Source organism: Flavobacterium antarcticum DSM 19726 (genome assembly GCF_000419685.1).
In the GTDB taxonomy this organism is placed as follows: domain Bacteria; phylum Bacteroidota; class Bacteroidia; order Flavobacteriales; family Flavobacteriaceae; genus Flavobacterium; species Flavobacterium antarcticum.
This window is the reverse complement of the sequence record NZ_ATTM01000003.1, coordinates 202908-216253: the sequence shown is the minus strand read 5'-3', so window position 1 is coordinate 216253 and position 13346 is coordinate 202908. Positions and strand designations below refer to the sequence as shown.

The following is a 13346-nucleotide window of genomic DNA, read 5'->3' as shown; positions in this document are numbered from 1 at the left end:
TGCGATTATTTTTCAACACAGATTTCACAAATTTTCACAGATTTAATTCGTACTAATTTATGAAATGGGTGTGGGTTTTATTCTACCATTTTTAAGTAATCACTTACCAATGCGTATGCATCATTTTTGGCGATTTCTAAATCGTAATTCTTTAATATGATATCAAATTTATCAGATTCGGCGATTTCTCTTTCGGCTTTCGCCAAACGCATTTGGATTTTCTCGTCGGTTTCGGTTTGTCGGAAACGCAAACGTCTTTCTAATTCTTCCACAGAAGGCGGACTCACAAAAACGGCTAATGTTTTCTTTGGAAATTGTTTCTTGATGTTCAAACCACCAATCACATCAATATCGAAAATCACGTGTTTGCCCAAAGCCCAAATTCGTTCTAATTCGGTTTTTAAAGTTCCGTAGTAATTATCTTTGTAAACTTCTTCATGTTCTACGAATTCATTTGCAGCAACTTTAGCCTGAAATTCTTCCGATGACAAAAAGTAATAATCTTGACCATCAACTTCATCGCCTCTTTTTTCGCGCGAAGTTGCTGAAATAGAAAAGTCTAAGTGCAATTCTTTTTGTTCAAGAAGGTATTTTACAATCGTTGTTTTACCTGAACCCGAAGGTGCTGAAAAAACAATTAATTTTCCTGTATTCATTTTTTATGCTTTAAGCTTTAGGCAATAAGCCGTAATCCAAATGTGTTTATATTGAGAGCCTAAAGCCTATAGCTTTTGGCTTACAGCTTTTCTAAAGTACATTCAAAACCTGCTCCTTAATTTTCTCCAATTCGTCTTTCATTTGAACGACTAATTTTTGCATTTGAGCATGATTTGATTTTGAACCCATTGTATTGATTTCACGACCAATTTCTTGTGTGATAAAACCTAATTTCCGACCATTAGCTTCTTTGCCTGCCATCGTTTCAATGAAATAATGTAGGTGATTTTCTAAACGTACTTTTTCTTCGGTAATGTCGTATTTTTCAAGGTAGAAAATTAATTCTTGTTCAAAACGATTGTCGTCGATATTAACTTTTAGTTCATCAATTGCTGTGCGAAGTCTTGTTTTTACGGTTTCAATTCTTTCACCGTCTAAAGCAACAGTTGCATTCATTAAAGTCATAATGTTTGCTATGCGTTGCAAGAACTCTTTTTCTAATGCACTTCCTTCAGAAACACGAAACGACTGCATGTTTTCTAATGCTTCGTCAATGACTTTTTGAATTAGATTCCAATCGTTTTCGTCAATTTCTTCACGTTCCGTTTTCATGGCATCCGGCATTCTTACTGCCATTTTCATCAATTCCGTAACATCAGCATCTGCATAAACTTCTTTCAATTGAGCGATATATGCTTTTACGATAGGCACGTTGACTTTAGCAGAAGTTTGTTCAGCGGTATTTTCCATGAAAATAGAAAAATCTACTTTTCCACGTTCTAAAACGGTTGAAAGTTGGTTACGTAAACCCAATTCCATTTCACGATAAACAGACGGAATTCGGACGTTTAAATCCAAACCTTTGCTGTTTAATGATTTTACTTCTACGGTAATTTTTTTGTTTGGAAGTTGCATGGTTGCTTTTCCAAAACCAGTCATCGATTGTATCATAAGTATTTTAAAAAGAGCACAAATATAAGGAAAAGAATTTAGTGGTTACGGGCTTTGCGCCAAATGAATTTCTATAAAAAATCATCTTCCTCCAACTCAAAAATAGCATCAACAGTTGTTTCGAAAATACGTGCGATTTTAAGCGAAAGTACTGTGGAAGGTGTATATTTTTGACTTTCGATGGAATTAATAGTTTGCCTAGAAACGGCCACGGCTTCTGCCAAATCTTGTTGGGTCATGTCTTTCTTGGCGCGTTCCACTTTAATTGTATTTCTCATTTTACGTCATTTTGAAAAATTAATTTCAATGTATAAATTTGCAAGGTCTTTTAGGATTGCGTTCTCATCTGAATTCTGTAGAAAATAATATATTCTAAAAGTAGCAGTAACATCAAATGATTGGCACTCATCTCTGTGATTAGATTTCCAAAAGCTAAGTCTACTAATGGACTAAATAATAGATACAATACCGCAAATCCGATAGTAAACAGCATCGCTTGCATTCGCCTCAGCATAGAGCGTTCATCTTCCAATTTATCTTTAGACATACTAAAGATAAATAGTCCGATGTTTAAAAAACTAAAATGAAATGTTTTAAGAAGTGCTTTCGTTTCTAAATTGGGTTCATCCAAAAGAAATTTTACTGCCACAGCAGAAATTACGGCTAAAATAATAATTGCAAGTCCTATCTTCTTAAATGAGTTAGGAAATAAGCGAGGGGTGTTGCTGATGGATTTTGGTGTACTCATGGTTTTTTGTAAAGTTAGTTAATCATAATGACAAATATAGTTTACATTTTGTCAAGTTTGCAAATTATTTATGAAAATTTTTTTAGCCCCGATTGTAGCAGATATCCTTTCTGTTTTTTCTTTAAAAACAGAAAGATATTGCGAAAAGCGGGAACATGGAACCCTGTAAAAGCCCAACCGGTTTGCTGCAAACAACTAAAAAAAATACAGTTTAATTTTTAAATTGAATTTTATGTACATTCGTATCCATCACTAAATAATTGAAAATGCGTTTTCTTAAAAAATTTCTAGTCTGGTTTGCAGGTATTTTAGTTTTACTTGTTGTTTTAATGTACGTTTTCAATGTAGATTATTTGCTAAAAGCCGTCCGAACGATTTATCTAAACGGACATACAACTGCTTTTTTAGAAGACTATCAGTATTTTGACAACAGAGAAATCAAAAACGATGTTGGTCAACCTTGGGCTATTTCCAAGCAATATAATGTAGTAAAACCTACGGATTCACTTGAGAAAATGCACAAGAGAATTGGAACTGTTGCTTTCTTGATTATCAAAAATGACAGTATTTGGAACGAAAGTTATTATGATAATTATACGAAAGATTCTAAATCGAATTCTTTTTCTATGGCAAAAAGTATCGTTTCTGCTTCTTTAGGAAAAGCGATTATGGAAGGCAAAATTAAAAGTTTAAACCAAAAGGTTTCCGACTTTTTTCCGGAATTCGACGACAACTATTCTTCTCAAATGACTGTTGGAGATTTATCTTCTATGTCATCAGGATTAAATTGGGACGAGAGTTATTACAGTCCATTTTCAGTAACTACGAGAGCTTATTTTGACGAAGATTTAAATTCGGTGATTCTAGGTTTGAAAGGTGTGACAAAGCCGGGAACCGCTTATAAATATTTAAGTGGTGACACCCAATTGTTAGCAATGTGTATTGAAAAAGCTACAAATAGGAGCTTGGCAGAGTATGTATCTGAATCTTTTTGGAAACCAATGGGTGCTGAAAACGAAGCGCTTTGGCAAACAGATCATGAAGGTGGAATTGTAAAAGCGTACTGTTGTGTGGCAAGTAATGCTAGAGATTTTGCCCGTTTTGGAAAGTTATATAAACAAAATGGAATTTGGAATGGAACGCAAATTTTAGACAGCGCTTTTGTTGCAAAATCAACACAACCGCGTTTCGCAAATTCGCCTGAATATGGTTACGGTTGGTGGTTAAGTGACTATAAAAACAAAAAGATTTTCTACATGCGTGGTCATTTGGGTCAATACGTAATTGTGATTCCCGAAGATGATTTGATTATCGTTCGACTTGGTCATACAAATGCTCCAACTACTAACGGCAGTCCACATAGCGATGATTTTTATGTGTATATTGATGAGGCTTATAAGATGCTGAAACAGTAACTGGAACTCTAATTTAAATGTACTATTGTCTAAAATTATGTAGTATTTTTGACAAAACTTTTCATCAAAATGCCGTACTTTAAACTTTCAGTTGTAACGTTCTTTTTATTTTTCGTCTCGTTAAGTTACGGACAATTGGGATTTTGTGGCGGAAGTACAGGCGATGCTATTTTTACAGAAAGTTTTGGCAACGGTACTGATTATGGACCTGCATTATCGCCTGGAATTACCACGTATTCTTTTATTAGCGGTGCACCTCAAGACAGCTTTTACACTTTATATCATCGAACAAATTTACTTCAATCTTGGCATAACTCTCCTGACCATACACCAGATGCGACCGATGGCCCAAATGGAAAATGCCTGATTGTAAATGCTAATAATAACGTTTCCGGATCCTTCTATAAAAGAACCGTAACAGGATTGTGCGTCAATACCACTTTTGAGTTTTCGGCTTGGTTACTGAATGTTTTTAATTCAAGTTCAGGAGCTTGTGGACAAGGTGAGATTCCTATTAACGTGAAATTTGAAATATGGGACGATACGCAAACTACACTTTTAGGTTCGGGAGATACAGGAGATATTTTTGGAACTACTTCGCCTTTGTGGCAACAATTTGCTTTGGTTTTTACCACATCAAATCAAACATCGGTTGTGTTAATTATGAAAAATAATGGTGTTGGCGGTTGCGGAAACGATTTAGCAATTGATGATATTTCGTTTAAATCCTGTGGCGATTTGACTACCGTTTCCAATCCAAGTTATCCCAATAATAATTATACAACTTGTAATTCTACAGCTTCCATAACTCTAAATGCGACTACAAATGGAGCTTCAACTTACTTTTACCAATGGCAATCTAGTTTAGACAATATAAATTGGACGAACTTCATTGGAGAAAATAATTCAACATTCACAAGTCCAACAATTTCTGCAACAACTTATTTTAGAGTAAAAATTGCTCAAGATATTGCCAATATTAATTCCGCGTTTTGTTCTACAGTTTCGAATGTTTTTACCCTTACGATGTCAAATGGATTGACTCCCGCCACAAGTAATGGAAATGTAAATAGTTGTAACAATGAACCGATTCCTGCGATTTCAGTGAGTACAAATGCTGAAAATATTGTCAATTGGTTTGACCAAGCTTCAGGTGGAAATCTATTACTTGCCAATTCCAGCAGTTATACGCCTACGAATGCGGGAACGTATTATGCGGAAGTTTACAACGCGTCAAGTAACTGTTACGGCACTTCAAGAACGTCGGTAACACTGACTATTTCTCAAAGTCCGACAGCTACTTTTACAGGAAATTTAAATTATTGTTCAGGTCAGATTACGGATATTAATTTATTTTCAGACGTTTCGGGAACTACTTTTAATTGGACGACAATTTCTAATAATGTTGATGGAGCTGTTGATGGAACAGGAAATTCAATTATGCAAAATCTAACCACAAACGGAGTTTCTGGAAGTGTAACTTATGTGGTGACACCTTCCTTTAATAGTTGTGATGGAAATCCAATTACAATTGTTGTGAATGTTGCTCCAACTCCAATTCCACTTATTCAAGATGGACAAATTTGTGTTTTAGGTTCTGGGATTTTCGGAATTCCACCCTATATTTTAGATACTGAACTGAACAATAGTGATTACAGCTTTGAATGGTTTTTCAATGGAAATCCAATTGCAAATGCGTCAAATCCAACTTTTTCAGCTAAACAAATCGGGGAATATGGAGTGATTGCAACAGATATTATTTCTGGTTGTGTTTCTGATTTAGTAACTGCAACGGTAAGCGAAATTCCAAAAGTACAAAGTATATCGGTTATTCAATCTCAAGATTTTAGCGACAACACTTTTATTACGATAGACGTAGTGGGTGGTCAACCTCCATTTTTATATCAAATAAATAATTTGGGTTTTCAGACTTCAAATACATTTACCAATTTAAGTCCCGGAGTGTACGAAATTGAAGTGACTGACCAACGTAATTGTTCCAATTTAAAATCAATAGTTACAATTATTAATTTTCCAAAATATTTCACTCCAAACGGCGACGGTTACAACGATAGTTGGACTGTTCCCAATTTAGATGACAAAGCTACTATTCAAATTTTTGATCGGTACGGTAAATTTATTATTGAATTAAATGCGAAAAACCAAAGTTGGGATGGGTCGTTCAACGGACAACCACTTAAAGCTGATGATTATTGGTTTACAATACGTTATACTCAAAATGGAATGTACCAAGAATACAAAAATCATTTTTCGATGAAGCGATAAATTTTTTAGCGGTGCGTTTATTTGAATGTGAAATTAATTATCTTTAACAAACCAAAAAGATATAATCCACTTAAAATATTCGTTATGATAGAAAAAATCAACCTCGCTAACATTCTCTTTTTAGACATCGAAACCGTTCCTGAAACGGATGATTACCGTTTGCTTGACAACGAGCTTCAAACATTGTGGGAACACAAAACGCAATACCAAAGAAAAGAAGACGTAACCGGAGAAGACTTTTACGATCGAGCCGGAATTTGGGCCGAATTTGGCAAAATCGTCTGTATTTCTGTGGGTTATTTCACTTTTAAAAGTGATATTCGGCATTTTAGAGTGACTTCTTTTTTTGGCGAAGAATCTAAAATATTGACGGATTTCAGCAATCTAATCAACAATCATTTCAATCTTCCGCAACATATTTTATGCGGACATAATTCAAAGGAATTTGATTTACCTTTCATCGCAAGACGGATGATTATCAACCAAATCAAACTTCCTGAAAAACTTAATTTATTTGGCAAAAAACCTTGGGAAGTGCCGCATTTAGATACGTTGGAATTGTGGAAATTTGGCGATTACAAACATTTCACATCTTTGAAATTACTAACGAAAATCTTGGGAATTCCCTCTCCAAAAGATGATATAGATGGAAGTCAAGTTGGCCACGTTTTTTATGTTGAAAAAGACATCGACCGAATTGTAACCTATTGCGAAAAAGATACCATTGCAGTTGCACAAATATTTCTTCGTTTTAGACGAGAAGAATTATTGATTGATGATGAAATAATACATATTTAAAATTCCTATTTTTACGCAATGAGCCAACCGTTATTGAAAATAGAAAAGCTAGAAATTTCCTTTCAGAAAGATAAAGTTTTTGCACCCGTAATTCATAAAATCAGCTACGATTTATTTCCCAATGAAATCTTGGGAATCGTAGGCGAATCGGGTTCTGGAAAGTCAGTTTCTTCATTGGCGATTATGGGTTTGCTTCCTAAAAATATTTCTAAAATCTCAAATGGTTCTATTTTTTTAGAAGGTGAAAACATTACGCATTTTGATACCAAATCGTTTCGAAAAATTCGTGGAAAGCAGATTGCGATGATTTTTCAAGAGCCTATGAGTTCGCTAAATCCATCAATGAAATGTGGACCTCAAGTTGCTGAAATGTTGGAACAACATACTAAATTATCGAAGAAAGAAGTTACGGCTGAAGTACTTTCCTTGTTTGAAAAAGTAAAATTGCCTGACCCACAAATTATTTTCAATAAGTATCCTCACGAAATTTCGGGCGGTCAAAAACAACGAGTGATGATTGCAATGGCGATTGCTTGTAAACCACAAATATTAATTGCAGATGAACCAACAACTGCTTTAGATGTTACGGTTCAGAAGGAAATTATTCTATTGTTGAAAGAAATTCAGCAAGAAAATCAGATGAGTATTATTTTTATTTCACATGATTTGGCTTTGGTTTCTGAAATTGCCAATCGGGTTTTGGTGATGTATAAAGGTGAAATTGTCGAGCAAGGAACTGTGGAAACGATTTTCAATAATCCAAAACATATTTATACGAAAGCGTTAATCAATTCGCGTCCGTCGTTAGATACAAGACTTGTGCGATTACCCACAATTCAAGATTTCCTGCAAGAAAATGTTTCGACAGAAATTGTTACTTCTGCTGAAAGAGAAGCTTTTCATAAACAACTATATGCGAAAGCACCACTTTTGGAAGTGAAAAATGTAGAGAAAGAATATCTTTCATCTGCTGGAATATTTGGGAAGAAAAGCAGTTTCAAAGCGGTAAATGATGTGAGTTTCAAATTATACGAAGGCGAAACTTTAGGATTAGTTGGCGAATCCGGTTGCGGAAAATCGACATTAGGAAACGCTATATTGCAATTGGACAAAGCAACGGCGGGAACAATTTTGTATCGCGGTCAAGATATCACCAAATTAGAAGGAAGTGAATTACGAAAATTGCGTCTTGAAATTCAGATTATTTTCCAAGATCCTTATTCTTCTTTAAATCCGAGAATTCCTGTTGGACAAGCGATTATGGAACCAATGCAAGTTCATAAATTATACGCTTCCGATAAAGAATGCAAAGCGAAAACTATTGAAATCCTAGAACGCGTCGGACTTGGAGAAGAACATTTCAATCGTTATCCTCACGAGTTTTCAGGCGGTCAGAGACAACGAATTGGTATTGCAAGAACAATTGCTTTACAACCTAAATTAATCGTTTGTGACGAATCGGTTTCGGCATTGGATATTTCTGTTCAAGCACAAGTTTTGAATTTGTTAAATGAATTAAACGAAAATTTCGGATTTACTTATATATTTATTTCGCACGATTTGGCAGTTGTGAAATATATGAGTGACCAAGTTTTAGTGATGAACAAAGGCAAGATTGAAGAAATTGACGATGCCGATGAAATTTATTCTAATCCAAAAACGGAATATACGAAGAAGTTGATTGCAGCGATACCGGTGAAAGGGTAGAATTTATCTCGAAAAGGTGCAAAGGTTTGTGAAGTAGTTTATTTTTAAATTAAATAATAAATTAATTAGAATTCTTAAAAATCTTTCAAAATGAAAATAAAAATTTTAATCATATTTGTATTTTACTCCTTTACATTCTTTGGACAAAATGACTTGTGCAGAGAAAAAATTATAGATGAAAATCCAATTATCGAAAAAAATGAAATTGAAAAATATACGAAATATGATTTTTCAAACTTATGGACAAAAACTGAAAACGAACTTATTTATGGAATAATAGGAAATGAATATCAGCGAATATTAATAAAGTTAATTTTTGTAGAAAGAAATTTAAATATTCCATATGAATACTTCGTATATGGAAAATCAAATGTCAAATCAAATATATGTGATTTTTTAGGAACCATTACAATTTTTAAAATTCAAGAATTAAATGTTGAAAATTTCGGGGTTGACGCTGAATTTAAAGATTCGGGTATAAAAAAGCAAGGAGTTCTAACCGCCAAATACGAGTTTTATGAAAATAACGAACAAAATCATTCAGGACTATTTAAGGGAATTTTGCAATCGAAGTGGTATTTGGATAAAAATAACGAAATAATCTATAATGATATTGATTCATTCACTGATGGCTATTTTAACAACGCATTTGTTGGAACTTGGAAAATGTACAATTCAATTATTGAAAAAGTATGCAATTGGGCTGATTACAGAGTTCCAAGTGTTAAATGTGATTTCGATATTGGAGCTGCGGAATTAGGCGTTTCTGAAAAATACAGAAAAAATGGTTGGTGGGTAAAACCAATAAAAGATTGGTGGAAATAATAATTAAACTATAGATTACATAATATAACTGAAGGTGGACTTCACAAAAAAAGCCCTGATTTCTCAAGGCTTTCATATATTTTTTAGAATCTAAATTAATCAATTACCATTTCAGGAATTTCTCCATCAATAATTAATTCAGCTTCTGTTGATGCAATTATATGTTCTACCGAAACGCCTGGAGCACGTTCCAATAATCTGAAACCCTTTGGAGTAACTTCTAAAACGGCCAATTCAGTAACTACTTTTTTCACGCAACCAACTCCCGTTAAAGGCAAAGTACAACGTTTTAAAATTTTAGATTCGCCTGCTTTATTTACGTGCATCATGGCAACGATAATATTTTCGGCAGAAGCCACTAAATCCATTGCACCACCCATTCCTTTGACCATTTTTCCTGGGATTTTCCAATTGGCAATGTCACCGTTTTCGGCAACTTCCATTGCTCCAAGAATAGTTAAATCAACTTTTTGAGAACGAATCATTCCGAAGCTAAAAGCAGAATCAAAGAATGAAGCACCTGGCAAAGTAGTAATCGTTTGTTTTCCGGCATTGATAATGTCAGCGTCTTCTTCTCCTTCAAATGGGAAAGGTCCCATTCCAAGAACTCCGTTTTCGCTTTGAAATTCAACCGAGATATCTTCACGAACGTAATTTGCAACTAATGTTGGAATTCCAATTCCGAGGTTTACGTAATAATTATTTTGTACTTCTTTCGCAATACGTTTTGCAATTTGGTTTTTATCTAAAGCCATGATTTTTATTTTTTACTGAATACTAAAAACTGAAAACTGATTACTTTTTTCTAACCGTACGTTGTTCGATTCTTTTTTCAAATTTTTCTCCTTGAAAGATGCGTTGTACCATAATTCCTGGAATGTGAATTTGATTTGGGTCTAACATTCCTGGAGCAACTAACTCTTCAACTTCAGCAATTGTGATTGTTGCAGCACCTGCCATTGGCGCGTTGAAGTTTCTAGCTGTTCCTTTGAAAATTAAGTTTCCAGCTTCGTCACCTTTCCAAGCTTTTATGATTGAGAAATCAGCTTTGAAGGCTTCTTCCAGAATGTGCATTTTTCCGTTGTATTCTCTTGACTCTTTTCCTTCGGCTACTTCCGTTCCGTAACCTGCAGGAGTATAAAATGCTGGAATTCCGGCTTGAGCTGCACGGCATTTTTCGGCTAATGTTCCTTGAGGAGTAAGTTCTACGTCTAATTCACCTGAAAGCATTTGGCGCTCAAATTCAGCGTTTTCTCCTACGTAAGAAGAAATCATTTTTTTGATTTGCTTTTTCTGTAAAAGCAATCCCAATCCAAAATCATCGACTCCTGCATTGTTTGAAATGCAAGTTAAGTCGTGTACATTTTTATTTACCAGTTCAGCAATTGAGTTTTCTGGAATTCCTGAAAGTCCAAAACCTCCAAGCATTATCGTCATTCCGTCTTCAATTCCTTGAAGTGCTTCGTGAACGTTGTTTACTTTTTTATTAATCATAATTGGTATTATTATTTAAAAAATAAATGATGTTGTTTCCTAAATTTTTAGCCCAGATAGAAGTGAAAATCCTTTATGAACCGGGGTTCGGGACATAAAGATTGCAACGTATAGCTGGAAATAGCTCCAAAAAATATTGAAACTCTAAAATAATTTCAGCGTTATAAATCGAATTCGTCTGTGTTTTGTTCAGAATCTACCGTGGTTGAATCTTTTACTTTTGGTACCCAACAGTCGACTTTAATAGCCAAATTAGCAGGACGTTTAAAGTCTTCTTTCGAAACGGTTAAGGTTTTATCAGCATAACATTTTTTCATATACATGCCCCAAATTGGCAATGCCATCGTGGCTCCTTGACCGAATGTGATGCTTTTGAAATGGGCAGAACGGTCTTCATTTCCGACCCAAACTCCAGTTACCAAATTTGGCACCATTCCCATAAACCAACCGTCAGACTGGTTTTGAGTTGTCCCTGTTTTTCCCGCAATTGGATTCGTTAAAGCGTATGGATAACCGGTTACGCGATTGTAGCCGTAACCACCACCTTGCGTTCTCAAACGAAGCCCTGAACCCGTTTCCGTCACTCCTTCAAGCAATTTTACAACGGCGTAAGCGATGTCTTTGTTCAAAACATCGTGGGATTCTGGCATGGTTTGGTATAAAATATTTCCGTTTTTATCTTCGATTTTAGTAATCACTTCCGGTTTAATGTAAATTCCCTGATTTGCAAAAGTCGCATAAGCGGCAACCATATCGTGAACGGTAATTTCTACAGCTCCTAAAGCGATGGACGGTTGGGCAGGAATTTCAGATTTCACTCCTAATTTTTTAGTCAATTCGATTACTGCTTCTGGTCCAACGCGGTCAATTAATTTTGCCGAAACGGTATTTATAGAAAGCGCTAATGCTTTTTTCAAAGTAACCATTCCGCGGTATTCGCTGTTTGAATTTCTAGGCGTCCAAGATTCCGTGACGTGATGACGGCCTTTTGGAATTGTAAATGGCGAATCAATTATGGAGTCGCAAGGCGAATATCCTTGTTGCTCGATTGCAGTAGCGTAAACAAATGGTTTGAATGTTGAACCCACTTGTCGAGCACCTTGATTCACGTGGTCGTACTGAAAATGTTTGTAATTAATTCCGCCCACCCACGCTTTTACATAACCCGTTTCTGGGTCCATTGACATCACACCACTTTGTAAGAAATGTTTGTAATATCGGATGGAATCGTTAGGAGTCATGATGGTGTCGCGTTCGCCTTTCCAAGAAAAAACACGCATTTTACTTTTTACTGTAAACGATTTCATGATAGCGGCATCGTCTTTTCCTTCGGCTTTCATGATTCTGTATCTTTCCGAATTTTTTCGAGCACGGTTCATTAAGCTTTCTGTTTCTGTTTCTGAAATTTTAATGAAAGGAGCGTTTTTATTGGTTTTCGCTTGGTCAAAAAATTCTTCTTGCAAATTTGCTAAATGGGCATACACTGCTTCTTCCGCATATTGTTGCATTCGAGAATCAATTGTGGTATAAATTTTTAAACCATCTCTGTAAATATCGTAATCGCTTCCGTCCGGTTTTTTATTCTCACGAACCCAACCTTTCATGAATTCACGTAAATATTCTCTGAAATAAGTCGCAATTCCTTCTTTATGCGTTTGCAATTTGAAATCTAACGTGATAGGAAGTGCACTTAATTTTTCGCGTTGCACTTCTGTAATAATATCGGATTTCTCCATTTGTTGAAGCACGACATTTCGACGGTTTTTTACACCTTGAGCATTCCGAATTGGGTTGTATAAGGAAGAATTTTTAAACATTCCCACCAACATCGCTGATTCGTCAATAGTTAGTTCTTTTGGTGATTTATTGAAATATGTTTTTGCGGCAGAACGAATTCCTACAGCATAATTATTAAAATCATACACGTTGAAATACATCGCAATGATTTCATTTTTAGTATATTGTCGTTCCAAACGAATCGCAATAATCCATTCTTTTACTTTTTGAAACAAACGCATCACGATGTTTTTTGAACCTTCACCGTGAAATAATTGTTTAGCTAGTTGCTGTGAAAGAGTACTTGCTCCACCACTTGCTCCAAAACTGGTTGCAGCCCGTAAAGTTCCTCTTCCATCGATACCGGAGTGTTCGTAAAAACGTTCATCTTCGGTGGCAACTAATGCGTCAACTAAATGTTTTGGTAGTTCCTCATACGTTATTGAACTGCGGTTTTCGTTGTAAAATTTACCAATCGTTTCTCCATCTGAAGAGATAATTTCGGTGGCCAAATTAGATTCGGGATTCTCTAAATCGTTGAATGAAGGCATGTGTCCCAAAACGCCCCAAGAAGCTAAAAGGAAGATTAAAACTACGATACCAACTCCAATTCCGAAAATCTGCCAAAAACGTTTGATGTAAAATGGAAAATCTGCTTCGGCGGACTTATTCTTTTTTTTGACTGCCAT

At 35.2% G+C, this 13346-nt stretch carries 12 protein-coding genes; 5 read left to right on the top strand and 7 right to left on the bottom strand.

Features of this window, described 5'->3' with window-relative positions; genetic code table 11:
• Positions 1 to 77 precede the first annotated feature (77 nt).
• The 4 genes from gmk to YWA_RS0106235 form a co-directional block, all read right to left on the bottom strand.
• Positions 78 to 656, bottom strand: coding sequence for a guanylate kinase (gene gmk / locus YWA_RS0106250; RefSeq protein ID WP_022827642.1), 579 nt, complete (start codon positions 654 to 656; stop codon positions 78 to 80).
• A 91-nt stretch (positions 657 to 747) separates the two neighbouring features.
• Positions 748 to 1608, bottom strand: coding sequence for a YicC/YloC family endoribonuclease (locus YWA_RS0106245; RefSeq protein ID WP_040472125.1), 861 nt, complete (start codon positions 1606 to 1608; stop codon positions 748 to 750).
• A 71-nt stretch (positions 1609 to 1679) separates the two neighbouring features.
• On the bottom strand, positions 1680 to 1886 hold the full coding sequence (locus YWA_RS0106240) for a helix-turn-helix transcriptional regulator (RefSeq protein WP_022827640.1): 207 nt from the start codon (positions 1884 to 1886) through the stop codon (positions 1680 to 1682).
• A 50-nt stretch (positions 1887 to 1936) separates the two neighbouring features.
• A complete protein-coding gene (locus YWA_RS0106235; protein ID WP_022827639.1) occupies positions 1937 to 2356 on the bottom strand; it encodes a hypothetical protein in 420 nt (139 codons plus the stop codon).
• A gap of 266 nt (positions 2357 to 2622) precedes the next feature.
• Here YWA_RS0106235 and YWA_RS0106230 point away from each other — a divergent pair, with 266 nt between their 5' ends.
• The 5 genes from YWA_RS0106230 (at position 2623) to YWA_RS14745 (ending at position 9387) form a co-directional block, all read left to right on the top strand.
• Positions 2623 to 3771, top strand: a complete 1149-nt coding sequence (locus tag YWA_RS0106230) for a serine hydrolase domain-containing protein (protein ID WP_022827638.1) — start codon at positions 2623 to 2625, stop codon at positions 3769 to 3771.
• Between the two features lie 69 nt (positions 3772 to 3840).
• A complete protein-coding gene (locus tag YWA_RS15335) occupies positions 3841 to 6057 on the top strand; it encodes a T9SS type B sorting domain-containing protein (protein ID WP_022827637.1) in 2217 nt (738 codons plus the stop codon).
• 84 nt (positions 6058 to 6141) lie between these two features.
• Positions 6142 to 6855, top strand: coding sequence for a 3'-5' exonuclease (locus YWA_RS0106220; protein WP_026718624.1), 714 nt, complete (start codon positions 6142 to 6144; stop codon positions 6853 to 6855).
• Positions 6856 to 6873: 18 nt separating this feature from the next.
• Positions 6874 to 8562, top strand: coding sequence for an ABC transporter ATP-binding protein (locus YWA_RS0106215; RefSeq protein ID WP_022827635.1), 1689 nt, complete (start codon positions 6874 to 6876; stop codon positions 8560 to 8562).
• A 90-nt stretch (positions 8563 to 8652) separates the two neighbouring features.
• Positions 8653 to 9387 carry a hypothetical protein gene (locus YWA_RS14745; protein ID WP_157505310.1) on the top strand — a complete coding sequence of 245 codons (735 nt, stop codon included), beginning with the start codon at positions 8653 to 8655 and terminating at the stop codon, positions 9385 to 9387.
• A gap of 95 nt (positions 9388 to 9482) precedes the next feature.
• Here the strand turns inward: YWA_RS14745 and YWA_RS0106205 are convergent, their stop codons facing one another.
• The 3 genes from YWA_RS0106205 to YWA_RS0106195 all read right to left on the bottom strand — a co-directional run bounded on the left by YWA_RS0106205 (position 9483) and on the right by YWA_RS0106195 (position 13346).
• On the bottom strand, positions 9483 to 10142 hold the full coding sequence (locus YWA_RS0106205) for a CoA transferase subunit B (RefSeq protein ID WP_022827633.1): 660 nt from the start codon (positions 10140 to 10142) through the stop codon (positions 9483 to 9485).
• Positions 10143 to 10182: 40 nt separating this feature from the next.
• Positions 10183 to 10881 (bottom strand): CoA transferase subunit A, encoded by a 699-nt coding sequence (locus tag YWA_RS0106200; protein ID WP_022827632.1) that lies wholly within the window; start codon positions 10879 to 10881, stop codon positions 10183 to 10185.
• A 161-nt stretch (positions 10882 to 11042) separates the two neighbouring features.
• Entirely contained in the window at positions 11043 to 13346 is a 2304-nt protein-coding gene (locus tag YWA_RS0106195) for a penicillin-binding protein 1A (protein WP_022827631.1), read from the bottom strand.

Bases quoted from the DNA above. Each gene is read 5' to 3' on its own strand.
- gmk (WP_022827642.1), bottom strand. From the start codon at position 656: ATGAATACAGGAAAATTAATTGTTTTTTCAGCACCTTCGGGTTCAGGT.
- YWA_RS0106245 (WP_040472125.1), bottom strand. From the start codon at position 1,608: ATGATACAATCGATGACTGGTTTTGGAAAAGCAACCATGCAACTTCCA.
- YWA_RS0106240 (WP_022827640.1), bottom strand. From the start codon at position 1,886: ATGAGAAATACAATTAAAGTGGAACGCGCCAAGAAAGACATGACCCAA.
- YWA_RS0106235 (WP_022827639.1), bottom strand. From the start codon at position 2,356: ATGAGTACACCAAAATCCATCAGCAACACCCCTCGCTTATTTCCTAAC.
- YWA_RS0106230 (WP_022827638.1), top strand. From the start codon at position 2,623: ATGCGTTTTCTTAAAAAATTTCTAGTCTGGTTTGCAGGTATTTTAGTT.
- YWA_RS15335 (WP_022827637.1), top strand. From the start codon at position 3,841: ATGCCGTACTTTAAACTTTCAGTTGTAACGTTCTTTTTATTTTTCGTC.
- YWA_RS0106220 (WP_026718624.1), top strand. From the start codon at position 6,142: ATGATAGAAAAAATCAACCTCGCTAACATTCTCTTTTTAGACATCGAA.
- YWA_RS0106215 (WP_022827635.1), top strand. From the start codon at position 6,874: ATGAGCCAACCGTTATTGAAAATAGAAAAGCTAGAAATTTCCTTTCAG.
- YWA_RS14745 (WP_157505310.1), top strand. From the start codon at position 8,653: ATGAAAATAAAAATTTTAATCATATTTGTATTTTACTCCTTTACATTC.
- YWA_RS0106205 (WP_022827633.1), bottom strand. From the start codon at position 10,142: ATGGCTTTAGATAAAAACCAAATTGCAAAACGTATTGCGAAAGAAGTA.
- YWA_RS0106200 (WP_022827632.1), bottom strand. From the start codon at position 10,881: ATGATTAATAAAAAAGTAAACAACGTTCACGAAGCACTTCAAGGAATT.
- YWA_RS0106195 (WP_022827631.1), bottom strand. From the start codon at position 13,346: ATGGCAGTCAAAAAAAAGAATAAGTCCGCCGAAGCAGATTTTCCATTT.